Consider the following 23,003-nt stretch of genomic DNA (forward strand, 5'->3'; position numbering starts at 1 on the left):
GGGTAAGCCGGGCATGACCCGGCAGGTGCCGACGATTCTACACAATGAGATTGGCGCTGGCGAGAAAAGCGCGGGGGGACGCGGCGGCCGGCGCTTATTTTGCTTTGTTGGCGGGCGCGGGCGAGGGCGTGGCCTGGGCCACCGGCGGTCGCTCCGCCATGGCCGCCTTGGCCAGCTGCACCGGCAAGCCTTTGAGGTGATTGATGGCCTGCGCCAGCTGGAAGTCGTCGGCGCCGCCGTATTCGAGCGGTTTGCGCTTGCGCTCGAGCGCAAGCAGGCGGCGCTGGGCCTCGAGCTGCTCGCGCGTGCTGGCCGCGCTTTCCTTGTCGCGATCGTTCGACAGGTGTTTTTCCAGGTCGGCCTCGCGCATGCGAAAGCCGTTCAAGCCATCGCCATCGGCGTTTTCGTCCACCAAAAAGTCGGGAATGATGCCGCGCGCCTGGATCGAACGCCCGGCCGGGGTGTAATAGCGCGCCGTGGTCAGCTTGACGGCGGTGTCGCTGCCGAGCGGCTTGATGGTCTGCACCGAGCCCTTGCCGAACGTGCGGCTGCCGAGGATGGCGGCGCGCTTGTAGTCCTGCAGCGCGCCGGCCACGATTTCGGAGGCCGAGGCCGAGCCGGTGTTGACCAGCACCACCATCGGCACCGTCTTGAGCGCGGCCGGCAGCCTGGCCAGCGCGTCGCCGTTGCCCTGCAAGGTGTAGAACTCGGGCGTGCCCAGGTAGCTCTGGCGCGAGTTGGCCAGCTGGCCGTTGGTCGAGACGATTTCTGCGCCTTTGGGCAAAAACGCGGCCGAGACGCCGATGGCGCCCTGCAGCAAGCCGCCCGGATCGTTGCGCAGGTCCAGCACCAGGCCCTTCAGGCCCGGATCCTGCTGGTACAGGGCGGCGAGGCGGGCCGCCATGTCGTCCACGGTCGGCTCCTGGAATTGCGAAATGCGCAACCAGGCGTAGCCCGGCTCGATCATCTTGCCCTTGACGCTTTTCTGGATGATTTCCTGGCGCATGATCGTCATCACCAGCGGCAGCGGCACATCCTTGCGCTGCAGGGTCAAGGTGACCTTGGTCATCGGCTCGCCGCGCATCTTCTTGATGGCTTCGTCGATGCCCAGGTTCTGGATGGCCTCGTTGTTGATGCGCGTGATCAGGTCGCCCGCCTTGATGCCGGCGCGCCAGGCCGGCGAATCCTCGATCGGGGCCACGATCTTGATGAAGCCTTCTTCGCTTTGGGCAATTTCGATGCCGAGGCCGACGAACTTGCCCTGGGTGCCTTCGCGCAGGTCGCGATAGGCTTTCTTGTCGAGATAGGCTGAATGGGGATCGAGCGAGGCCACCATGCCGGTCAGGGCCTCGGTCAGCAGTTTTTTGTCGGAAACGGGTTCGACATAATCGTTTTTGATCAGATCGTAGGCCTCGGACAGCTGGCGCAACTCCTCGAGCGGCATGCCTTGCTCGACCGGCTTTTGCGCGAGTGCCGAAAACTGCATCGAAATAGCCACGCCGGCAATGGCGCCCAGGCTGAGCAGCCCGGAGTTTTTGAGGGTAGAGCCCATGATGTCACCTACGATGCGAAGAAAAGGCGCCAGTTCACCTGATGAGCTGGCACGAATCCAGTATAACCCCCGAAGGCGGTGTCAGGTCTGACATTCGTACACGATCCCGGCTGTAGCGCAAACCCAGATGTCGAGGCCGTGTCCGAATGTCAGCGCAGTAATCGGCGGGGTGCGCCGAAAATCGCGCCGAAGCAAGCACCTTATATAACTGGCAGATATGAAAACCGCTGTCCTTATGGTGTTTGCTTAAGAGACCTGACACCGGGGTGGGGTTGTGTATCGAAAAGTAAAAAAACCATGCCCGACGGTTCCCCCCGGAATGCAGGGGCTAGAATGCGATCATCGCGAGCCACGTGACGCGCCAACAGTTGCCGTCCAGCCAGCCTGATCCACCACTGAACCCTCGATGAGCAAACTGATTCCTTTTACTTGCGCCGCCCTGATTGCCGGTAGCGCTTGCTCCGTCCATGCGCAGGAAACGTCCGCCGTGCCTCCGGCCGTGTCGGCGGACCTGCCCGTCGCACCGGTTGCCAAGGCCGGCCCGGCGCCAGCGGCCAAGCCCGCAGCCGGCGTGACCGCGGTCACCATCAACGGTAGCCGCGCCGACGATACCGAATCGCGCCGCCTGTCGACCGCCGCCAAGATGGTGTTCGGCCGCGAGGAACTCGACCGCAACGGCGACAGCAGCGTCGGCGAAATCCTCAAGCGCCTGCCCGGCGTGACCATGGGCGGCCCGCCGGGACGCGGCGGCGGCGGAGCGCGCATGCGCGGCCTGGGCAACGGCTACACGCAAATGCTGGTCAACGGCGAGCGCCCGCCGGCCGGGTTTTCGCTCGAATCGCTCTCGCCCGACCAGGTCGAACGCATCGAAGTCATGCGCGGCCCGGTGGCCGAGCACAGCACCCAGGCCATCGCCGGCACCATCAACGTGGTGTTGCGCGAGGGTTACCAGCAAAAAGATATCCAGCTCAAGCTGTCCGACAGCATCGAGGACGGCCGCCACGGCCCCAACGTGTCGCTCACCATGCCCGGCAAGGCGGGCGCGCTGACCTGGCTGATGAGCGGCTCGGTCGGCGCCAGCCGCCAGTATGACGAGAGCGTCACCACCTACGACGATGCGGATCCGGCCGGCCTGCTCCTCAAGGACCAGCAAGTCGACGCCCATAGCAGCCGCAGTGCGCGCTCGCTGCACCTGACCCCGCGCCTGTCGTATAAATTCGACAATGGCGACACGCTCAATTTCCAGCCGTTCTTGATCCATAACCGCAGCGAAGGCAACAGCGACAGCCTGCTGACCCAGCGCATCGGCCCGCCGCAACGCGAATACGCGCTGGCGCTGGCCGACTCGCGCTCGTCGATGACCATGTTGCGCGGCTTCGGCAACTGGCTGCACCGGATGGACGCCGGCGCCAAGCTCGACGTCAAGTTCGGCTTCGGCGCCGGCCGCAGCGAAAGCACCTCGCTGCGCAATCAGTACGCCGACAATGGCGCGCTCAAGGATTACTTCAACGACGTCGATACCTCGCGCAACCATAGCTTGAACAGCGGCGGCAAGTACAGCACGCCGCTGGCCAAGGGCCATCTGTTGGCGGCCGGCTGGGAGGTCGAAGGCGGCCACCGCGAGCAAAGCACGGTGGCGCTGGTCAACGGCCGCGCCCAGTTCGCCGAATCGGGATCGAGCATGACGGCCGACACGCGCCGCGTGGCGACGTACGTGCAGGACGAGTGGGACATCACGCCGCAATGGTCGGCCTATGTCGGGCTGCGCTGGGAAGGCATCCGCACCAGCGCCACCAACCAGGGGCGCGACGTGCGCAACAACAGCAGCGTGTGGAGCCCGGTGCTGCACTCGGTCTGGCGCATTCCCGGCCATGACAAGGACCAGGTCCGCGCCAGCCTGACGCAGAGCTACCGCGCGCCCCAGCTGAACGACCTGATCGCGGTGCCGACGTACTCGCAGCTCAACAGCGCGACCCGTCCCGACCGCACCGGCAACCCCAACCTCAAGCCGGAATTGGCGCAGGGCATCGACCTGGCCTACGAGCATTACCTCGGCAAGGGCGGCATCCTCAGCGCCAGCGGGTTTATCCGCAAGATCGACAACCTGATGCGGCGCGAACTGACCCTGCGCGACACCCCGGACGGTCCGCGCTGGCTGTCGAGCCCGTCGAACATCGGCAGCGCGCGCACCAGCGGCATCGAACTGGAAGCGAAGTTCCAGCTGGCCGACCTGGTGGCCAACGCCCCGACTATCGACCTGCGCTCGAACTACAGCCGCTTCTGGTCGAGCGTGGACGGCATTCCCGGCCCCGACAACCGGCTCGACCAGCAAGCCAGGCAGACCGCCAACCTCGGCCTCGACTGGCGCCTGAAAGAGGTGCCGATGACGCTCGGCGGCAGCTACAACTGGACCCCGGCAATTCTGGTGCGCACCAGCGCCGACGAAGTGGCCACCATCGGCGTGAAACGCCAGTTCGACGTCTACGGATTGTGGAAGTTCAGCCCCGCCACCCAGCTGCGCATTTCCGCCAACAACCTGCTGAACGACGACTACCTGTCCGGGCGCACGGTCACCAAGGGCGGTATCGCGCAATCGTCGGACGCAGCCAGCCGCACCTACACCACCTGGACCGTGCGCCTCGAAATGAAGTTATAGTATTCGACTGTGGCCACAAGCCATTTTTCACTTGCCCCATCATTACTTGCCCCATAAGGACACCCACCCGTGAAACGTTATCTCCTGAGCACCCTGACCCTGAGCCTGGCGGCCGCGTTTGCCAGCGCCGCCGAACCGGTAAAACCCGTCGGCCCGCTTTCCGGCATCGACATGCAATACATCGACAGCAGCGTGCGTCCGCAGGACGATTTCTTCAATTACCTGAACGGCGTGTGGCTGAAAAAGACCGACATCCCGGCCGACAAGTCGAGCTGGGGCACCTTCGCCCAGTTGCGCGACGACACCTTGCCGCAACTGCGCACCCTGATCGAAGCCGCCCAGGCCGAGAAGAACAAGAAAGCCGGCAGCGAAGCCCAGAAAATCGGCGACCTGTACACCAGCTACATGAACGAAGCCAAGCTGGAAAAGCTCGGCTACAAGCCGCTGGCCGGCGAATTGCAGCGCATCCGCGCGCTGCGTGAAAAGAAAGCCATCCCGGCCCTGATCGCGCACCTGTCGCAAATCGGCGTAAGCGCGCCGTACGGCATCTACGTGGGCCAGGACAGCCGCGAATCGACGCGCTACGCCACCTACATCAGCCAGAGCGGCCTGGGCTTGCCGGACCGCGACTATTACCTGAAAAAAGACGATACCAAGCTCTCCGAGGTGCGCGCCAAGTACGAGCGCCACATCGAGAAAACGCTGGGCATGGCCGGCCATAAAGATGCGGCCGCCGCAGCCAAGGGCATCCTGGCGCTGGAAACCGCGCTGGCCGAAGTGCAGTGGAGCAAGGTCGACCTGCGCGACCCGGTCAAGCGCTACAACAAGGTCGAGCTCGCCAAGCTGGGCGAGCTGACCCCCGCCTACGACTGGAAGAACGCGCTGGGCGCGGCCAATATCGCGGGCAAGGTCGACTACGTCATCGTCGGCCAGCCGAGCTACCTGTCCGGCTTTAACCAGGTGCTGGAAAAAACCGACCTGGCGACCTGGAAATCGTATTTCGAATGGCATCTGCTGAGCAGCTATGCCGAATACCTGTCGAAAGAGTTCGTCGACGCCGATTTCGCTTTCTTTGAAACCGTGCTCAAGGGTGTGCCGGAGAATGAACCGCGCTGGAAGACCGGCGTTGCGACCGTCAACACGGTGCTGGGCGAAGCGGTCGGCAAGCAATACGTTGGCAAGCATTTCCCGGCCGAGCGCAAGGCGCGCATGGAAGAGCTGGTGCAGAACCTGCTGATGGCCTACAAAGAGAGCATCGACACGCTCGACTGGATGGGTCCGGAAACCAAGAAAGAAGCCCAGGCCAAGCTGGCCAAGTTCCGCCCGAAGATCGGTTATCCGAGCAAATGGCGCGATTACTCGGCGCTGACGGTCAAGCAGGATGACTTGGTCGGCAACATGATGCGCGCGCGCACATTTGCCTACAACCGCAGCATCAACAAGCTGGGCAAACCGATCGACCGCGAAGAGTGGGGCATGACGCCGCAGACAGTGAACGCTTACTACAGCTCGACGATGAACGAAATCGTGTTCCCGGCGTCGATTTTGCAGCCGCCGTTTTTCGACATGCGCGCTGACGACGCGGTGAACTACGGCGCCATCGGCGCGGTGATCGGCCACGAGATCAGCCATGGCTTCGATGACAAGGGCAGCCAGTCCGATGGCGACGGCAACCTGCGCGAATGGTGGACCAAGGAAGACCGCGCCAAGTTCCAGGCCAAGGCCGACATGCTGGTCAAGCAGTACAGCGGCTACAGCCCGCTCAAGGGCTACAACGTCAATGGCGAGCTGACCCTGGGCGAGAACATCGGCGACAACTCGGGCGTGGCGATCGCCTACAAGGCCTACAAGCTGTCGCTGGGAGGCAAAGCGGCGCCGGTGATCGACGGCCTGAGCGGCGACCAGCGTTTCTTCATGGGCTTCGGGCAGGTATGGCGCATGAAGATGCGTGAAGCGCAGCAGATCGTGCAGGTCAAGACCGATCCGCATTCGCCGGGCCAGTTCCGCGCCAACGGCACCATGATGAACCAGCCGGCCTTCTACGAAGCGTTCGGCGTGAAGGAAGGCGACAAGATGTACCTGCCGCCGAAAGAGCGGGTCACGATCTGGTAATGTCGTGAGATGAGATGATGAGGGCCACGCGAGTGGCCCTTTTTTTGTACGCCAGGTTGTGGGTGGATATCTCCAGGCGAAAAAAAACCGCCCTGAACGAGCGGTTTCGGTAGAACGCTGGACGCTTACTTGGCTGCGGCAACCATGAAATCGACCGCGGCCTTGATTTCATCATCCGAGGCCGACGAACCGCCTTTGGCAGGCATGGCGCCGGCTTTGCCGATGTAGCCCTTGAGTGCGTGCTCATACAGCAATGGTGCGCCCTGGGCGATGCGTGCGGCCCAGGCGGCCTTGTCGCCGAACTTCGGCGCACCGGCGATACCTGCGCCGTGGCAAACGACACATGAGGCGTTATAGATGGTCTTGCCTGTATCGGCGGCCAGTTTCGGCGCGTCGGCCGGTGCTGCCGCCGCTGGGGCCGGGGCCGCAGCAGGTGCTGGTGCGGCTGCTTCGGCTGGCGCCGGCGCCGCTGCTTCGGCAGGCGCTGCCGCCGGCGCTGCTGCTGCCGGGGCTGCTGGTTCCTTGAATTTGGCGCCGCTCTGGTTCGCCATGTGCACGACCGCGCGCGCTACTTCGACATCATCGAGGTCCGGGTTGCCGCCGCGGGCAGGCATCGCGCGGATACCGTCGATCGCGTGCTTGACCAAGGTATCGTAGCCTTGAGAGATACGCGAGCCCCATGCGCCGGGATCGCCCATTTTCGGCGCACCAGCTGCGCCCGTTGCGTGGCAGGCTGCGCAGTTAGCCGTGTACACGGCGTCGCCAGCGAGGAAAATCTTCGGTGCGTTGACATCCTTGAGCGTGAAGCCTTCGTCGGCCAGCGGACGCAGGCGTGCGGCGACCGCTTCGGCTTTCTGGCTTTCGGTGCCGGCGCCCGTGGTTTTGGTCGTCGTCACGAACGTCACGAGCAGAATGATGCCGATGACAGTGACCAGGAAGAAGCCGGCAACCGCAGCGACGAGCTGCTTGGGTGTCCGGATCGCGGATTCGTGTTCGTTGTGTGCGTCGCTCATGATGTCCTTAGTACAATATTCAAAAAGCTGCCGGCCGGTCGTGTTCGCATGATGAACTTGCAAATACTCGCCAAACCCGCGATTATAGACTCAAAGCACCTCTTATGGAACGCAAATTCCCTGTAACGCGACACTTTCCATGGACGCGGTGCCAGAAAAAACGGTATCCTTCGCCTCACGTTCGATTTTCCTCAGCGCGGCTGTAGCTCAGTGGATAGAGTATTGGCCTCCGAAGCCAAGGGTCGTGGGTTCGATCCCCGCCAGCCGCACCAACCATCTTCAATCAAATCAACAGCTTGGCGATTGCGATGCTGCGCGTTGCTGCGCTCGTGTCGGCACCGTATATCCGCAAAGGACATGATGGCAATCAGCGCAAAAGGCAAGCGTCGCATCTCCGTCAATGAGCGCGTGTATCTGTGGCGCATGTTTGAACACTACGATCAGAGCTGGTTTGATGGCGTTCAGGTGAGCGTCGCAGCGGTGGACCAAGCGCTGTTCGTGCGCTATGGACTTCATCAGCCCGATGACAGTCGAACCGCTGTGATCTCTCGCGGTCGCGGCGCGCCGGATGTTCGCACAGCCTGTCCAAGGTTCGAGGGCGAGGATCGTGTCTTGACCCCGCAGGGCGTTCGGGACCTCATTGATTGGGGGCTCGCAGTCGCGCTGTGATCGCCCGCCGCAGGTGGGGCTTGTTCGGCCATGTTCGGGAAATGGGAGAGCACGACCATCTCTGGCGATCGGCTCGGCCAGGCCAAATCGCCGACCCACACAGCGACAACGCTTGAGCCTGCAGGGAAAGATGACTTTCAATTCCCCCGTTCTTGCTTCCCTTGCCTGATTCTGCAAGTCCGGAATATGATGTTATTTCAAAGGCATTAGCCAAGGGAAGCCGATGCTTGCGAATGTCTCATTCGGTTCCAGGCCGGGGTCGCGGTTTCGTACAAAGGGGAGCATCGTATGGCAATCAAGGCGGTCGCGTTCGATGCCTTCGGCACGCTGGTGGAGATCGGTGACAAACGCCGGCCGTTTGAAGCCATCCTGCGCCTGTCGACAGCGGCCTCGGTCAGCTCGCCCATGGTCGGCGCAGTCGATCTGGCCGCATTTGCCCACGCATGCGGTGTCGCGCCGGATCCCCGCCATGCCAGCGACCTGGCGGCCGAGCTGGCGTCGATCGCCCCTTACCCCGAATCGCGCTCCGTGCTCATCGAACTGCGCCGGCGCGGCATTCATACTGCCGTGGCGTCCAATCTGGCGCTGCCATACGCCCAACCGATCCGCGACCTCCTTGGCGACCTGATCGATACCGCATGCCTGTCGTTCGAGGTTGGCCATGTCAAGCCCGATCCCGACTTTTATCGCGCCCTGTGCCACCAGTTGAACCTGGCGCCCGACGAAGTGTGGATGGTGGGCGACACCTGGCGTTGCGATTATCTGGGCGCCACGGCAGCCGGCCTGCACGCCTTGCATCTGGACCGGCGCGGCAACGCCAGCCCGGAGCAGGCGGCGGTGTCGATCAGGGACTTGACGGGCGTACTTCATAAAGCTACTAGTTGAGCTTCTGATCAGCGCCGACATCGCCAGCCGGACCGCTTCCGATAGTCAGTAGCGCCGTTCCTGGCTCAGGAATTGGGTGCGGGCATACGTGTCAATGGCGGCGTCCACGCCGCCGGCGCGAAAGGCCGCGCGTACCAGCTCGCGTTCGGCCTCGACCTGCCGAAAATCGAAGGCCGGACGAAATACAGTGGACGGCAGCGGCGCCCGCGCCAGCACCGCGCGCAGTCGATGGATGAGTTGTTGGAGCGCCGGGTCCACATCCCATTGCCGGCCATCGATTTCGGCCAGGGCCAGGTCGATCAGCCACTGGCCCCGGGGAAGTTGGTCGTAAAGGACGAAGAGATGGGTGCGGTAGACGGGGTCCGGGGCCAGCGCCACCAGGAACGCCGCGTACGGCACCCCCATCCCGCACATGCTTGCCGAGTTCAGGTCGCTCATCAGCGCTTCACTCATCCCGCCGAGCAGCTTGAGGAGGACATAATGCTGGTCCAGCGGTTCATATTTGAGCGACGGATACTGCGCCAGGGTTTCCGCCAGCTCTTCCCCATCGCGCACCAGCGGCGTGACGTAGTTGCGTACGGCGTTCATGGTCTGTAGGCAGCGCGAGGGCATGCAGCGCATCAGCGCGAACACATCATCGCTGTTGAGTAGCAGGGGCACATAGGGTGGCAGGCTCATGGCATGAAAGGGCAGTCGATCCTGCCGCTCCGGCAACATAGGAAGGGGTAGTTTACCCGAATGCCCTGTCACCGGCCCCCAGGCCTGTAGGACAGTTGGTCCCGCTATCCTTGCCGCCATGGGTGCGCGCCCGGAGCTGTGGGTAAGAAATACTTGTTCATGCGCGCAGGATTCCTCGTTTGACCCTGCTGCCTTGTCGCTCGGATAATCAACTTTTTCTGACCGGTAGCACGCAAATGATGAACAAGTATTTCTGCAGTGATCGATCCGTTAGCGCTTCGGGTGGCGCATGACGGCGCACAAAGTTCTTATTACTGGCGCGGCAGGGCGAATCGGGACGGCCTTTGTCCGCCAGCTGAACGGCCAGTTCGACCTGCGCCTGGGTGACCTCGATAGCGCCGCGCTGGCGCACATGGGCGGCGAGGCCGTGCAGCTTGACGTCACCGACCTCGACGCCTGCATGCGCGCCTGCGCGGGCGTGCAGACCGTGCTTCACCTCGCGGCCGACCCTTTGCCCGACGCCGATTTCCACACCTCACTGCTGCCGACGAACATCGTCGGAAGCTATAACGTGTTCCTGGCGGCAAAGGCGCAGGGTTGCCGGCGTGTTGTGTTTGCCAGCAGCGCCCAGGCCGTTGAAGGTTATCCGCTGGACGTGCAGGTGCAGGAAAACATGGCGCCGCGACCCAAGAATATGTATGGCGTGAGCAAGGCGTTCGGCGAAGCGCTCGCCTCCTTGTTTGCTGACGATGGCACGCTCGTCACGGTGGCTGTGCGGATAGCCAACGTGGCAACGTTCCATGCCGGCGAACGGCACAGCGCGCGCGATGTTGCCGCGTTCATCAGCGAGCGCGATGTGGCGCAGTTGCTGGCGCGCTGTATCGATGCCGACCTGAGCGGTTTTACGGTCGTCCATGGGGTATCGGACAACCGCTACAAGCGCCTGGCCATCGAACGCACGCGCAGTGCGCTCAATTACCGGCCGCGCGATGACGCTTTTACGATACTTGAAGGTGAAGCGGGCGCGCGGCGTAGCGCACCATCGCCCGCCATGACGGATGAGGTGGGCGCTACGCCGGCGCGACCTTTCGGATAGGGCCAGGCGGTCACGCCAGCATGCGCGAGTGCTTGGGCAATTTGGCCGACAGATAATCGTGCTGGTCGGCCAGCACATTCCTGCCGCTCAGGATAAAGTGCTCGAAACGGCATGGCACATACGGCACGTACAGCAGCGGATGAAAATCGTGCACCATGGTGGCCCCCTTGGCCTGGTTGCACGGCTTGCAGGCGGTGACGCAGTTGGTCCAGCTATCCTTGCCACCATGGGTGCGCGCCAGGATGTGGTCGCGCGAGAGGTGCTGGCGCGCAAACACATTGCCGCAATAAGCGCAGGTATGGCGGTCGCGCGCGAACAGCAACTGGTTGTCGTCTCCGAGCGGCAGCGCCACCCGCAGTTTCTTGGTCATGCGCTCGCTGCCCATGATCGAAATGATCGGCTTGACCGTCATGGTCGAGAGCACGCCCGCATTCGACACCCCGCCGCGAAACAGAAATTCACGGTCGCCCAGTTCCCACGCCACCTTGCCGACGGCGTAATAATGGATCGCTTCCTGGGCGGAGATCCATCCGAATGGATTTCCTGCGATGTCGAGTGCTAAGATTTGCGGAGTCATATTTTCACTTTTACTGATGCCTGTTTGAATGGAATAGCAGAAAAGGCCGGCGCCGTGGCGCTGGCGGGAAGATGAAAATCCGGACAGGTGTTAAACGTGATAATACGCCTTGCAGGCAAACCAGCAAGCACGAAAATAAGGCGCAGCGCACCGCGCATTCCCGGGCGCCGTGAGGGACGCCCGAGCGATATCGCTTGCGCTGCATTGGAGTGGGGTGCCGGATTCGAACCGGCGAACAACGGTGTTGCAGACCGCGCCCTTGGACCGCTCGGGCAACCCCACGTAAAAAATGGCATCCCAGGAAGGAGTCGAACCTTCAGCCTTCGGTTTTGGAGACCGCTGCGCTGCCAATTGCGCCACTGAGATAGTGCATGGTTGATTGCGGCGCCGGGCGCGCAATCGAAAAAATGGGGTGACGTACCGGAATCGAACCGGCCGTCGCTACGGCGGTGGCCCTTGGACTCACAATCCAAAGCTCTGACAACTGAGCTAACGTCACCATTGAAAACCTGAATAACTTACTTGTTGCTGCCGGAGCAGGCCGCGATAGCGCTGTCAAGGCGGTTATGCCAGTACGAACTGCTGTCCTCATCACGGACCACCGCATCCTTGAGCGCATTCAAGCGCTCCAGCAGCAGGGGGCTGGCCATCATTTCAGCGGCGTCCAGTTCAAAGACCATGCAATTGCCGTCTAGGCGCTCCAGCAACACTGCGATGACGCGTTCATCCTTGCGTGACGCCAGTCCTGCCAGGGCTTCGCCGCTGACGCTGTCATCACTGTCGCCCAGGTTTAGCCACAGGCGCTCGCGGATCTCGACAGTGTCTGCCTCATGAATGGAGCCGAGAGCGAACGTGGCCCAATCGCGTGTGGCGTCGTCCGGGTCGGTGGCCAGTACCAGCAGTGCCTCGACCGAGGCATCGTCGCGATACGCCGCCAGGGCGAATGCCACCTTAAAGCGAATGTCCGCATCGGGGTGCGTGGCGAATGCGAGTAGCGCCGGCAGTGCCAATGGATGCGGGCGGTGACCAAAGCCGGAAATGGCCGCCGTTACCACGTTTGTTATGGGGTCCTTTAACCCGGCCAGGAGCAAGGCGTGCGTTTCCTTCACGGCATATTCGTCGCTGACGGCGCCCCATTGTTTCGAATAGCGCTTGCGCCTGAGTTGGGACGCGATATACATCGCCAGGGCGCGTTTGTGCGCGTTCTTGCTGGTCGCGAACCGTTGCGCCATCGCTAAGGTATCGGGCGAACCCAGCATTTGCAGCTCGCTGATGGCTTCCCAGCTCGCCTCGTTCTCCCATGACTGCAGCGCAATGCCGGCCAGGCGTTTCAGAGATAAGTTTTTTAGAGCGGTCTTGTTCATGGTTGCCGATCGATGAATGAATGCGGCCCAGTATAGGCCCGCTCCATGCCGCGGCAAACATGGGTTATTGGTGCGCTCGGAGGGCGTCGAACCCCCAATGCCTTGCGGCGCCAGATTCTAAGTCTGGTGTGTCTGCCATTTCCACCACGAGCGCGGTGCGGGTCCCGGTTGCCTGCCGGGGTAGTGCGCATCAAACTTTCGGAGCGCACCACGGCTTGCGCGTGCCGGGCTGATATCCGGAACTCGCGCACGGCTTTCGCCACGAACCCTATCCGGGAACTATGGGAATACCGCATGCGGGCGACACGTGCCTTGCTTGGACCCACCTGCAGGATTCGAACCTGCGGCCTCGACGTTCGTAGCGTCGCGCTCTTCCATCTGAGCTAAGGTGAGAATAATGGGGTGAGGTACCGGATTCGAACCGGTGGCCCTTGGAATCACAATCCAAAGCTCTGCCAACTGAGCTAACGTCACCATTGAAAAACTGCGTCATAGACTTGTTGCTGCCGCTGCGGATCCGCGCAAACGGCGTGATTGGTGCGCTCGGAGGGCATCGAACCCCCAATGCCTCGCGGCCCCGAATTTTAAGTCCGGCGTGTCTGCCATTTCCACCACGAGCGCGGTGCGGGTAACGGTCGCTGCCCAGATTCACAGCGGCGGCCTGGAATCACAATCCAAAGCTCTGCCAACTGAGCTAACGTCACCATCGAAAACGTGAACTACTTACTACTTACTACTTACTACTTACTACTTACTGCTTGCTGCCGGCGCAGGCCGTAGCAAACCCGGTATGTGGTGCGCTCGGGGGGCGTCGAACCCCCAATGCCTTGCGGCACCAGATTTTGAATCTGGCGTGTCTGCCATTTCCACCACGAGCGCGGTGCGGGTCCCGGTTGCCTGCCGGGGTAGTGCGCATCACCTTGTCGGAGCGCAGCACGGCTGTCGACCTCGCGCTCATTGAACTGAGCCGGGGTGGGAATAATGGGGTGACGTACCGGATTCGAATCGGCCGTCGCTACGGCGGCGGCCCTTGGAATCACAATCCAAAGCGCTGCCAACTGGGCTAACGTCACCATTGAAAAAGAACCGCGCGGTCATGCGCGGCAAACTGGCAGTGGATGCAGGGTTCGAACCTGCGACAACTTGAGTCAAAGTCAAGTGCTCTACCAGCTGAGCTAATCCACAATTGAAACTGGCTCCCCAAGCAGGATTCGAACCTGCATAACCCTGTCGGGCCTACAACGCATTAACAGTGCGTCCGCTTACCAGTTAGCGTATCGGGGAAAAGAAGGATGCCCGGCAAAGCCGGTGCATAAAAAAGAGTGGGCGACCAGGGATTCGAACCCCGTATGCACAAAGACGGCGGATTTACAGTCCACTGCAGTCACCAATGCTGCTCGTCGCCCAAGGATGATATTGGCCATTTCACAAAGCCTCTCGGCGTGACTGGCCCCTGGCAGGGCCATGCGCTGTTTGAAAGCGCTTTGTGGAATGGCGCGGGAGGGGAGATTCGCACTCCCTGTCTCAACCCATCAGGGTTGCGCTCTGCGATTGAGCTATTCCCGCACCGGTTCCACCCGCACTGGTATCGCACGTGAGGGTGCGATACCGATACAGGCGGAACCGTTTTAGTACCTGTCCGAATTGTGAAAGAACTGCGTCTGGTCCGGGTTGTCCGGGGACGGCCTCAAACTGAAAGGGCTTGACTGCGATTGCTGCGGTGCTGCGGTGCTGCGGTGTTACGGTGCTGCGGTAAAACTGTCGGCCAAAACAAAAAGGGCCCGGAGTCCTTGCGGAACATCCGAGCCCTTGAGCTTGACCTGTCGGTCAGCCGGGGAGGGGTAAGCCTCCGCAGCTAGGGGTTGCCCCCTCGGATGTTCGTTATCGGTTCCAAATTCGCGCCGCCACATGCCGGCCACTGGTGATGTTGGTGGTAATACGGTGCTGGCAATGGACGGAGCGCATTATTCGCGGCGGCGGCCAGGGCGCCGAGGCCCTTGTCCGCTGCGGCGCTGACGCCTTGCAGGGCGGCCAGCAGCGCAACTTGCAGCGACGCCAACAGACTGCAAGCGAGCAGCGACAGGCCGCGCGCTGGGCGCTGCGTCGTCATCTGTTGCTGTTGCGTCGTTGTTTTCACGGTAAATCCCTGTGGTCGTTGCTGCGGTTGGTGCTCTTGCTGAGCGAGTGAATGCATTCTGACATGCACAAAATCGGAACGCAAGCAAATTTGGAAAATAATTTGCATCAGATGCAAATAAATCGCCCTGCTTGGGTTTTTTTGCAACACATGAAAACGGGGTCAGCGGCAAACGGGTATGATGGCGCCTGTCGTAGTGAGGTACGACCAACCCATGCACACACTAAAACCATCCCCTATCTCCAAGCCCCTCCAGGGGCCACAGCGCAAAGCCGTCCTACGGGTCCAGGTTTTGATGGCTGAACACGACATCCGTTTCGTCACAGAATTGTGGAAACGCCTGAGCGCCATGGGCGTGGAAATTTCGCACTCCCAGCTCACGCGCGTGGTCAACAACAGCACCAAGTCCCTGAGCATCGACCTGCTCGAGGGACTGGCCAGCCTGTTCGACTGTCCGGTATCGGCGCTGTTCAAGGACGGCTAGCGCGACAGGGAACTAAGGGACAATCCCTTGATTGTGGAATCGCTCAGCCATTTGGTCCCATTTCTTGCGAAGATCCGCATTCGACTTATGCCAAATAGCATGCCCGCCCGGATCATTAATGATGGCAAGGAGGAGGAAGCCGTAGGCCGCGCCACCGTCGACGTAGAAAAGATAACGATCACTTTTGTTGCCGCGCTTTTTGCGGAAATTCTCCTTCCAGCGCGCCGCTTCGGCGGTTCCCAAGGGAACCATGTGCACATGGCTAAGGATTGTAGAACCTGCGTTCAAGCTGTTGCGCCCGAATACCGCTGTTTCTGCGTCGCGTCCCGGCATGGCTTTCCAATGATCGAAATCGGCGATCAACTGAGCCACACTCATATTGTTTGCTGCGAACTGCGCGTGAATGAAGCTGGACGCCTGCGTGGGCTTGGCCACAACGGGAGGTTTCAGCTACGGGTGCGTTTGGATCCGGGTGAGGACGATTCTCCGAGAAAGTGTCGGCGAGCATCATCGATGGAAAAACCGTTCTCGGATGTCAACGCGCTATACAGCGCAATCTGCTCCGCAGTCAGCTCTTCAGAGAGGGCGGGTTGGGCAATGGCGACTGGTGATTTGCGCCGTCCAAGGCCATTGACCGTGAGCGGCTTTTTTTTCAGTTGGGGCATGATGTTTTTGACCTTGCGAAGGTCTCTCAATCTAGCATGTTCCAGCGGCCCGATCAAATGCCAGTCCAATGTCGATTTGCTTGAAATCAAACAAACTTCGTATTCGGCTTCATTGTCCTCAACGTGCGGAAACGTTGACTGCTGCAGCGGTTGTTGTTAACGACGGCCGCTGCAGTCAGTCCCATCCTTACGGCTGGTAAGTCGCCTTCACGCTCAGGTTGTTATACGCCGCGTACGCATAGATACCCACATAATAGCGGCCCGCCGCCGGCGCATTGACGCTGCAGTTTTCCACGCTGCTCGGCCCGTCCGACTTGCAGTTGTAGCTGGCCGTGCTCGGGATGCCGCCGAGTTTGACGAACATGTCGGCGTCGCCATTGGCGCCGTTGAGCGCGAACGCGACCTGGCTTTTCCCCGCCGGAACGTCAATCGTGAAATATTGCCAGCCGCCCGTCGCCGCGCCCTGGCCGTTCAGCGCCTGGCCGTTGCCCAGCACCGGATAGCCGGAGCCGCCCGCGCCCGTCAGCGTCCCCTTCATCGCGTAGTAACCGAGCGAGGAATAGTTCGAGAAACCATTGGCCGGCGTGCCCTCGGCGCCGCCGCGCACCACCAGCCGGTAGCTGCCGGCCGGCAGCGACAGATTGGTGAACTGGGCCGAGCGGTTGACCGCCAGGTTGCTGCGCGCCACCACGGCTCCCGCCGCGTTGACGATGCTGGCGTCGACGTCGAGCATGCGCAGGTATTCGAGCGGGTCGATGCGCAGGTTCAGGGTGCTCACGCCGGTGGTCGTGAAGGTGAAGGTGTCGCTGTCGGTATTGCGTTCGATCTGGCCGAAGTTGCGGGTCGGATCGATGGCACCGCCCGTGCCCAAGGTCAGCGCGCGCGTGTCCGGGATGTCGTCGGCCATGTAAGGCACGGCCTCGTCCACGTTCATGATGCGCAGGTCGTCTTCGAAATTGCTGGCGGTGGTGTATTCGCCGCGGCTCCAGGTAAACAGTTGGTTGGCCCAGCCGCCGCCCATCCAGTAGTTGCCCATGATCGGCCCCCACTGATAGGCGGCAATGCCTTCGAAATACTCGCCGCCGCTGCCGCCGCGGTCGTGGTTCATGCCCATCTGGTGCCCGACTTCGTGGGCGCCGGTCATGCCGATGCCGTAACCGTAGTCGAAACCGGAGGAGGGATTGCGGTACAGGGTGCCGGCGGCGGTGGTGCCGAAGGCGCGCAGCGGCGCGAACGAGCGGCCATCCTGGTTGACGAAGTTGATGATGCCGGTGCGCAGCACGTTGGCCGTGCGCGCGGCGTCGTACACGGCGCGGCTGGTGGTCACGTTCAGGTTCAGCATCGAGTACTGGTCGGCGATCGATTGCCAGGCGCGGTACATATTGTCCTTGGTCACGCCGTTCAAGGGCGTGCTGCCGCTCATCACCGCCGTGGTGTTGAGGTAGAACACGTACGGGCTGCCCGGCTTGCTTTGCAGCTGGGTCACGTCTTCATTCTGGTACGGGCCGATATGGCGCGCCTGGCGCAGCGCCATCGGGCTGTAGACCGGGTGCGACACCGCCAGCGCCAGCATGGCCGGGGTGCGCTTGTCGCGGAAATCGGGGTCGAAGTCGGGCACGATCTTGGTGATCGGCACTTCCGTCAGCCAGACCTTGCCGGCGCTGTCGGTGGTGTATTCCCAGGCTTTCCGGGTGTCGTACTTGAGCAGGTAGCCGTACACGGCTTTTTTGTTCCCCTTGAGCACGAACACCGAATCGGGCGTGTCGATCGCGGTACCGGTGATCGATACCACGCCATTCTTGTCGGCGTAGTCGCGGATGTGGGCGGCGACGGTGTTGCCGCCGACCGATTGCACTTGCAAGCTGCGGCCGTTGGCGTGTTGCGCGGCAAAGCCGCTCAGGACCGCGTCGACGCTGCCGATCTGCAGGCCGGCGGCGGGGCGAGCCCCTTGCGCGCTGGCGATATCGGTCTGGGCGGTGGCGCTGCCGGCGAGGGCGGCAGCCATGAGCAGGAACAGGGTGGGCGAGGATGTCATTCAGTCTCCGGTTTTATCATTTTTTATCAATCTGGCACTTTCCGCGCGGATTGACAGGAAGTTGTCGGCAGGATATCTATTCCCACTGCATAACGTTACCATGAGGGAAAGATGCCGTATGTATCCAAACGGCACAACAAGACCAGTGGCGACAACGACGCCGTTCATTCACGCAAGCCGAATTTTCTTACTGTAAATACCAAAATTTCGCGAGATTGCTAGCTATAAGGGGCCTCAGTTCCACGCTTATTCGGCACAGGCCGCTGATTTCCGTTTTCCCTATGCAAGGTGGATAAGCCGGCACAGCGGCGCGCCCTGCTGACGGGGCGCAAACGATGCTATACACTACTTATCATTGAACAACTTTCGAGGCGCCACATGGGCCGCAATCCGAACGACGTCGCGGTAACCCATGTTCCAGGTGTCATTGCCGATGAAACAGGCCTGTCCGCGCCGGTCGCCCCCGAGCGGCGCGCACCGCCCCAGCCGAGCGCTTTCGGGCTGTGGAAGAAGCGCATCCCCGAGGATGGCGTCAGTTACCAGCACAGGTTGCGCGACGAATGGTAAAAGCGCTATTCGATACCAATATCCTGATCGACTATCTGAATGGCGTCGCGCAAGCGGAACTGGCCTGCGATCACTATGTCGACAAGGCCATCAGCGTGGTGACGTGGATGGAAATCATGGAAGGCGTGTCCGACGACGAGGACGAACGGCTGCTGGTCGAAGCCTTCCTGGGCCAGTTCGAACTGCTGCCGATCGACCACCTGCTGGCGCTGGAAGCGTCGCGCGTCCGGCAGGCGCACGCCATGCGCCTGCCGGACGCCGTGATCCTGGCCACCGCGCACCTGTCCGGGCGCGTCCTGGTCACGCGCGACACCCGCGATTTCGTGCCGGGCGAGAGCGTGCTGGTACCCTACACCCTGGCCGCCGCCGACCCGCTGTAAACGGCGGCGGCGCGGGCGCCTGTTCTTCTCGTTCCCCTGAGAAATCGATATAGAATATCAAGTAAGTGCGCATAAATTCTTGTAATTTCCAGCTTTCATAAGCGGCGCCTTGCTGCGTTGCCCACCGCTAGCAGTGCTCGCACTGCGTCGCGGCGTGCGCCTTGCCAGGCATCCGCTTCTGTTCGCTAGAAATCACAATCATTCCTGCACACTTACTTAGAGCGCAAAGACCGGCCACCCAGGCCGGCGCAGCGTTGTCCAGCCACTCATTTCACGTTGCACACGATAGGGAAGTCATGTCAGTTACCAGATCAGTTACCAGATCCAAGGCGCACGCCGGCGCTGCCGTGGTGTCCGCATTATTACTGCTGGGCGCCGTCAGCGCTTGCGGCAAGACCGAAACGTCGGCGTCGCTGGTGGCTGACGCCAGGCAGTTCATCGCCAAGGGCGACAGCAAGGCCGCTGTGATCCAGCTCAAAAATGCGCTGGTGAAAAACCCGTCGGATGCCGACGCGCGCCTGACCCTGGGCCTGGTGTATCTCGACATCGGCGACGCCGTCTCGGCCGAGAAGGAATTGCGCAAGGCCATCGAACTGGGTGCGCCCAAGGACAAGGCCGTGCCCGCCCTGGCGAAAGTCCTGATGATGCAGCAGCAATTCCAGAAGGTGCTGGACGAGACCGCAAGCGCGACTGCCGACGCCGACATGCTGGCGCTGCGCGCCGAGGCCAGCGCCGGTCTCGGTCACGCCGACCAGGCCAAGGACTTGTACGCCCAGGCCCTGGCCGCCAAACCCGGCCATGTCGGCGCCCTGATCGGCGCGGCGCGCCAGGCGCTGGCGCGCAAGGACCTGGAAGAAGCCAACCGCCTGGCCGACCAGGTCGTCGCCAGCAACCCGTCCGACGCCACCGCCTGGATGTTCAAGGGCGACCTGCTGCGCGCCCAGGCCAAGGGAAAAGAAGCGCTGGCCGCCTACGACCAGGTCATCAAGCTCAAGCCGGAGCACCGCTCGGCGCACCTGGAGCGCGCCTTTGTCGAGATCGCGGAAGGCAAGTTCGACGCCGCCAAGGCCGACCTCGAGGCCGCCCGCAAGATCAGCCCCAACGCGCTGATGGTGTCCTACGCCCAGGCCTTGCTCGACTTCACCCAGGGCAAGCACGCCGCCGCCAAGGAAACGCTGCAAAAAATCTTGCGCGTGGCGCCCGAGCACATGCCGAGCGTGCTGATGGCCGGCGCGGTCGAGCATGCGCTCGGCTCCATGCCGCAGGCCGAACAGCACCTGCGCAAATACCTGGCCGCCATGCCCGAGCACCGTTACGCGCGCAAGCTGATGGTCAGCACCCTGCTGAAAATGGGCCAGACCACCGAAGCGCTGGCGCAGTTGACGCCGATGCTCGAGTCCGGCAAGGATGACGTGCAAATGCTGGCGCTGGCCGGCGAAGCCTATATGCAGGCGCGCGACTATGCCAAGGCCACGGCTTACTTCGAGCAGGCCAGCGCGCTGGCGCCCGACGCGGCCGGGCTGCGCACCTCGCTGGCGCTGGGCAAGCTGGCCACCGGCGACGATGCGCGCGCGATCAGCGAACTCGAACAGTCGACCAAGCTCGACGCCAAGTCGCCCAAGGCGGCGGTGCTGCTGGTGATGACCGAGCTGCGCCTGAAGCGCTACGACAAGGCGCTGGCCGCCGCCAAGGCGCTCGAAGCGACCCAGCCTACCGATCCAATGGTGCATAACCTCAAGGGCGGCGTGTACCTGGGCATGAACGACATGGTCAACGCCCGCGCCAGCTTCGACAAGGCGCTCTCGCTCAAGCCCGACTATTTCCCGGCCGCCGCCAACCTGGCCCAGCTGGCCCTGCGCGAGAAGAAGCCCGACCTGGCGAAACAGCAACTGGTCAATTTCCTGACCAAAGACAAGAAAAATGTCGAAGCCTATTACGCCCTGACCAAGCTGGCCCTGGCGCAAGGGCGCAACGACGAAGCGAACCAGTGGCTGGAAAAGGCCAGCAGCGAAAATCCCGACGCCATCGGCCCGGCGCGCACCCTGGGCGCGCATTACCTGTCGATCGGCCAGAAGGACAAGGCGCTGACCCTGGCGCGCAAGTTCCAGGTGGCCAATCCGAAAAACCTCGACCTGCTCGACTTGCTGGGCCAGGCGCAGCTGGCCAACGGCGACTTGCCGGGCGCGCTGGACACCTACGGCAAGTTGGCCGGCGTGGCGCCGAAATCGGCGATGGCGCATTTCCGCCTGGCGACGGTGCACGCGCAGATGAAGAACCTGAACGCCACCGCCGGCGACCTGAAAAAGGCGTTGGCGCTGCAACCGGACTTTGTCGACGCCCAGGTGGCCCAGGCCGAGCTGGCCGCCAATGCGGGCAAGCTCGACGACGCGCTGGCGATTGCGCGCCAGATCCAGAAACAGCGTCCGAAGGAAGCGCTGGGCTTCCAGCTGGAAGGCAACCTCAGCCTGGCGCAGGGCAAGCCGGCGCAAGCGGTGGCCTCGTTCGACAAAGCGTTCGCGCTGACGCCGTCGAGCGCCAACCTGATCAAGCTGCATGCGGCCATGCGCCAGTCCGGCAAGGGCAAGGAAGCCGACGCGCGCCTGGCCAAGGCCGCCAGCGAGCATCCGAACGACGTGGCGCTGGCCTTGTACGTGGCCGAGAACGACCTGGCGGGCAAGCGCTACAAGGCGGCCATCGGCGGGCTCGAAGCGGTGCTCAAGCAAGCGCCGGAGAATGCCGCGGCCCTGAACAACCTGGCCTGGGCCTACCAGCAGGAAAAAGATCCGCGCGCGCTGAAAACCGCCGAAAAGGCCTTCGCGCTGGCCGGCAACAGTGCGGCGGTCACCGATACGCTGGGCTGGATGCTGGTCGAGCAGGGCGACGCCAAGCGCGGCCTGAGCCTGTTGCAAAAGGCGGTCGCGCTGGCGCCGGAGGCGGCCGATATCCGCTTCCACCTGGCGGCCGGGCTGGCGAAAACGGGTGACAAGGCTGGGGCCAAGCGTGAACTGGAGAAAGTCATGGCCAGTAAGAACTTTGCCCAGATGGAGGAGGCGAAGGCGCTGGCCAAGGAGTTGTAGTCGACCCGGCCGGCGATTTTCCACCGTCGCCGGCGCACGCCCTGACAGCGTCGCGAATCACCTGAAAACCGTCATTCCCGCGCAGAGAATGGCGGTTTTGCATTTTTGCCAAGCTTTTTGCTCAGCTGTTGCATATTTGCGAACAAAAATTTTAATTGTCTCCCTGCATCTTGCCGTCGATGTTAGGATAGTCCCTGTTAGCAATATGTTACTGAATTCGCAGCTTGGACAATATCTTCGGGATCATAGTCGATGGATCAGTTTCTCAATAATGTTGAAACAAATCGTTTCAATTTTCCCGCGCCCGATACAGGGAATCTGGGCAGCCATTGTGTTTTTGTGGAAGATAATTCTGATAACATCTCCGAGATGACGATCAATACACGAAGCTTCGGGATTCGCGTTGCCGACACCGAGGAAGGGCGTAATCGCGCCAGCATGCTCATCAATAAGATGTATGCCTGGCGTGGCTATGCCGGTACCCATCGGCTTGAAGACAATCCCAACCAGATCACCCTGTCGGCCTTCGACCAGGGCGACGTCATCGGCACCGTCACGCTCGGGGTCGATTCCCCGGTCGGCATCCTGGCCGACGAGGTGTTCAAGGATCACATCGACGAATTCCGCGCGCGCGGCGCCAAGGTCTGCGAAATCAGCAAGCTGGCCTTCGACCCCACGGTGCGCTCCAAATTCGCGCTCGGCTCGCTGTTCCACATCCTGTACATCTACGCCCATCATATTTACCAGTGCACGGATGCGTTTATCGAGATAAATCCACGTCACCGGCGCTATTATGAGCAGATGCTCGGTTTTCGCACCCAAAGCGGGGTGCGCGTCAACCCGCGTGTCGACGCGCCCGCCCATTTGCTCTGGCTCAGCCTCGATTTCATGGGTTCCGAGATCGAACGCCTCGGCGGCGTGCACGAAGACGCGGGCACCGAACGTTCGCTGTACCCCTATTTTTTCTCGCAGCGCGAGGAAGCCGGCATCGCCGAGCGCCTGCTGTCGATCGGCTGACCGCGGTGTTCGCGGTGTAACGATCCGCAGCCGCGCCGG

General features: G+C 62.0%; 20 protein-coding genes and 13 tRNA genes. 11 read left to right on the top strand and 22 right to left on the bottom strand.

Going from position 1 to position 23,003, the window contains the following annotated elements; translation table 11 throughout:
• Positions 1–94: 94 nt before the first annotated feature.
• A complete protein-coding gene (locus F0185_RS14320; RefSeq protein ID WP_167225479.1) occupies positions 95–1,552 on the bottom strand; it encodes a S41 family peptidase in 1,458 nt (485 codons plus the stop codon).
• 406 nt (positions 1,553–1,958) lie between these two features.
• On the opposite strand from F0185_RS14320, the gene F0185_RS14325 reads away from it, so the two are divergent.
• Together F0185_RS14325 and F0185_RS14330 are read left to right on the top strand one after the other, a co-directional pair.
• Positions 1,959–4,208 carry a TonB-dependent receptor plug domain-containing protein gene (locus F0185_RS14325; RefSeq protein WP_167225481.1) on the top strand — a complete coding sequence of 750 codons (2,250 nt, stop codon included), beginning with the start codon at positions 1,959–1,961 and terminating at the stop codon, positions 4,206–4,208.
• A 69-nt stretch (positions 4,209–4,277) separates the two neighbouring features.
• The gene (locus tag F0185_RS14330; RefSeq protein ID WP_167225483.1) at positions 4,278–6,320 is read left to right on the top strand and encodes a M13 family metallopeptidase; all 2,043 of its coding nucleotides are present in this window, start codon (positions 4,278–4,280) and stop codon (positions 6,318–6,320) included.
• Between the two features lie 125 nt (positions 6,321–6,445).
• Here the strand turns inward: F0185_RS14330 and F0185_RS14335 are convergent, their stop codons facing one another.
• Positions 6,446–7,333, bottom strand: coding sequence for a c-type cytochrome (locus F0185_RS14335; RefSeq protein ID WP_167225485.1), 888 nt, complete (start codon positions 7,331–7,333; stop codon positions 6,446–6,448).
• Between the two features lie 196 nt (positions 7,334–7,529).
• Here F0185_RS14335 and F0185_RS14340 point away from each other — a divergent pair.
• From F0185_RS14340 to F0185_RS14350, 3 genes are all read left to right on the top strand, one after another.
• Positions 7,530–7,605: transfer RNA gene (locus tag F0185_RS14340), tRNA-Arg, on the top strand.
• Between the two features lie 85 nt (positions 7,606–7,690).
• Positions 7,691–8,002: a hypothetical protein gene (locus F0185_RS14345; protein WP_167225488.1), complete on the top strand. Its 312-nt coding sequence runs from the start codon at positions 7,691–7,693 to the stop codon at positions 8,000–8,002.
• 288 nt (positions 8,003–8,290) lie between these two features.
• Positions 8,291–8,887: an HAD family hydrolase gene (locus tag F0185_RS14350; protein ID WP_167225490.1), complete on the top strand. Its 597-nt coding sequence runs from the start codon at positions 8,291–8,293 to the stop codon at positions 8,885–8,887.
• Positions 8,888–8,932: 45 nt separating this feature from the next.
• Here the strand turns inward: F0185_RS14350 and F0185_RS14355 are convergent, their stop codons facing one another.
• Entirely contained in the window at positions 8,933–9,565 is a 633-nt protein-coding gene (locus F0185_RS14355) for a hypothetical protein (protein WP_167225492.1), read from the bottom strand.
• 289 nt (positions 9,566–9,854) lie between these two features.
• Between F0185_RS14355 and F0185_RS14360 the strand changes: the two genes are divergently transcribed.
• Positions 9,855–10,661 carry an NAD-dependent epimerase/dehydratase family protein gene (locus F0185_RS14360; RefSeq protein ID WP_167225494.1) on the top strand — a complete coding sequence of 269 codons (807 nt, stop codon included), beginning with the start codon at positions 9,855–9,857 and terminating at the stop codon, positions 10,659–10,661.
• Positions 10,662–10,671: 10 nt separating this feature from the next.
• Here F0185_RS14360 and F0185_RS14365 read toward each other — a convergent pair whose 3' ends face one another.
• The 16 genes from F0185_RS14365 to F0185_RS14440 all read right to left on the bottom strand — a co-directional run bounded on the left by F0185_RS14365 (position 10,672) and on the right by F0185_RS14440 (position 14,856).
• Positions 10,672–11,238, bottom strand: a complete 567-nt coding sequence (locus F0185_RS14365) for an HNH endonuclease (protein WP_166891376.1) — start codon at positions 11,236–11,238, stop codon at positions 10,672–10,674.
• A complete protein-coding gene (locus tag F0185_RS14370; protein ID WP_166891379.1) occupies positions 11,235–11,396 on the bottom strand; it encodes a hypothetical protein in 162 nt (53 codons plus the stop codon). The genes F0185_RS14365 and F0185_RS14370 overlap by 4 nt, the downstream gene beginning before the upstream one ends.
• Before the next feature lie 47 nt (positions 11,397–11,443).
• Positions 11,444–11,520 (bottom strand) — tRNA-Cys (locus F0185_RS14375).
• Between the two features lie 8 nt (positions 11,521–11,528).
• A tRNA-Trp gene (locus F0185_RS14380) sits at positions 11,529–11,604 on the bottom strand.
• A 42-nt stretch (positions 11,605–11,646) separates the two neighbouring features.
• Positions 11,647–11,737, bottom strand: a tRNA-His gene (locus tag F0185_RS14385).
• 19 nt (positions 11,738–11,756) lie between these two features.
• A complete protein-coding gene (locus F0185_RS14390; RefSeq protein ID WP_167225496.1) occupies positions 11,757–12,602 on the bottom strand; it encodes a HEAT repeat domain-containing protein in 846 nt (281 codons plus the stop codon).
• 68 nt (positions 12,603–12,670) lie between these two features.
• Positions 12,671–12,756, bottom strand: a tRNA-Leu gene (locus F0185_RS14395).
• A gap of 163 nt (positions 12,757–12,919) precedes the next feature.
• Positions 12,920–12,995: transfer RNA gene (locus tag F0185_RS14400), tRNA-Arg, on the bottom strand.
• A gap of 5 nt (positions 12,996–13,000) precedes the next feature.
• Positions 13,001–13,076 (bottom strand) — tRNA-His (locus F0185_RS14405).
• Positions 13,077–13,137: 61 nt separating this feature from the next.
• A tRNA-Leu gene (locus tag F0185_RS14410) sits at positions 13,138–13,223 on the bottom strand.
• A gap of 172 nt (positions 13,224–13,395) precedes the next feature.
• Positions 13,396–13,481: transfer RNA gene (locus F0185_RS14415), tRNA-Leu, on the bottom strand.
• A gap of 103 nt (positions 13,482–13,584) precedes the next feature.
• Positions 13,585–13,675 (bottom strand) — tRNA-His (locus F0185_RS14420).
• A gap of 120 nt (positions 13,676–13,795) precedes the next feature.
• A tRNA-Asn gene (locus F0185_RS14425) sits at positions 13,796–13,886 on the bottom strand.
• A 39-nt stretch (positions 13,887–13,925) separates the two neighbouring features.
• Positions 13,926–14,008: transfer RNA gene (locus tag F0185_RS14430), tRNA-Tyr, on the bottom strand.
• 86 nt (positions 14,009–14,094) lie between these two features.
• Positions 14,095–14,168 (bottom strand) — tRNA-OTHER (locus F0185_RS14435).
• A gap of 289 nt (positions 14,169–14,457) precedes the next feature.
• Positions 14,458–14,856, bottom strand: coding sequence for a hypothetical protein (locus F0185_RS14440; RefSeq protein ID WP_167225498.1), 399 nt, complete (start codon positions 14,854–14,856; stop codon positions 14,458–14,460).
• 178 nt (positions 14,857–15,034) lie between these two features.
• Between F0185_RS14440 and F0185_RS14445 the strand changes: the two genes are divergently transcribed.
• Positions 15,035–15,223: a helix-turn-helix domain-containing protein gene (locus tag F0185_RS14445; RefSeq protein ID WP_166891385.1), complete on the top strand. Its 189-nt coding sequence runs from the start codon at positions 15,035–15,037 to the stop codon at positions 15,221–15,223.
• A 12-nt stretch (positions 15,224–15,235) separates the two neighbouring features.
• On the opposite strand, the gene F0185_RS34820 is transcribed toward F0185_RS14445, so the two are convergent.
• The 3 genes from F0185_RS34820 to F0185_RS14460 all read right to left on the bottom strand — a co-directional run bounded on the left by F0185_RS34820 (position 15,236) and on the right by F0185_RS14460 (position 17,923).
• On the bottom strand, positions 15,236–15,658 hold the full coding sequence (locus F0185_RS34820; protein ID WP_166891387.1) for a type II toxin-antitoxin system YafO family toxin: 423 nt from the start codon (positions 15,656–15,658) through the stop codon (positions 15,236–15,238).
• A gap of 11 nt (positions 15,659–15,669) precedes the next feature.
• Entirely contained in the window at positions 15,670–15,978 is a 309-nt protein-coding gene (locus tag F0185_RS14455; protein ID WP_167225500.1) for an ACT domain-containing protein, read from the bottom strand.
• 97 nt (positions 15,979–16,075) lie between these two features.
• A complete protein-coding gene (locus F0185_RS14460) occupies positions 16,076–17,923 on the bottom strand; it encodes a pre-peptidase C-terminal domain-containing protein (RefSeq protein ID WP_167225502.1) in 1,848 nt (615 codons plus the stop codon).
• A 378-nt stretch (positions 17,924–18,301) separates the two neighbouring features.
• Here F0185_RS14460 and F0185_RS14465 point away from each other — a divergent pair, with 378 nt between their 5' ends.
• From F0185_RS14465 to F0185_RS14480, 4 genes are all read left to right on the top strand, one after another.
• On the top strand, positions 18,302–18,490 hold the full coding sequence (locus tag F0185_RS14465; protein ID WP_167225504.1) for a hypothetical protein: 189 nt from the start codon (positions 18,302–18,304) through the stop codon (positions 18,488–18,490).
• A complete protein-coding gene (locus tag F0185_RS14470; protein WP_167225506.1) occupies positions 18,484–18,870 on the top strand; it encodes a type II toxin-antitoxin system VapC family toxin in 387 nt (128 codons plus the stop codon). Before F0185_RS14465 ends, F0185_RS14470 begins: the two co-directional genes overlap by 7 nt.
• A gap of 350 nt (positions 18,871–19,220) precedes the next feature.
• A complete protein-coding gene (gene prsT / locus F0185_RS14475; RefSeq protein ID WP_370664015.1) occupies positions 19,221–21,947 on the top strand; it encodes an XrtA/PEP-CTERM system TPR-repeat protein PrsT in 2,727 nt (908 codons plus the stop codon).
• A 369-nt stretch (positions 21,948–22,316) separates the two neighbouring features.
• Positions 22,317–22,964, top strand: a complete 648-nt coding sequence (locus F0185_RS14480) for an N-acyl amino acid synthase FeeM domain-containing protein (RefSeq protein WP_229477011.1) — start codon at positions 22,317–22,319, stop codon at positions 22,962–22,964.
• The last annotated feature ends 39 nt before the right edge of the window (positions 22,965–23,003 follow it).

The organism is Massilia rubra (genome assembly GCF_011682065.1).
GTDB classification, from domain to species: domain Bacteria; phylum Pseudomonadota; class Gammaproteobacteria; order Burkholderiales; family Burkholderiaceae_D; genus Telluria_A; species Telluria_A rubra.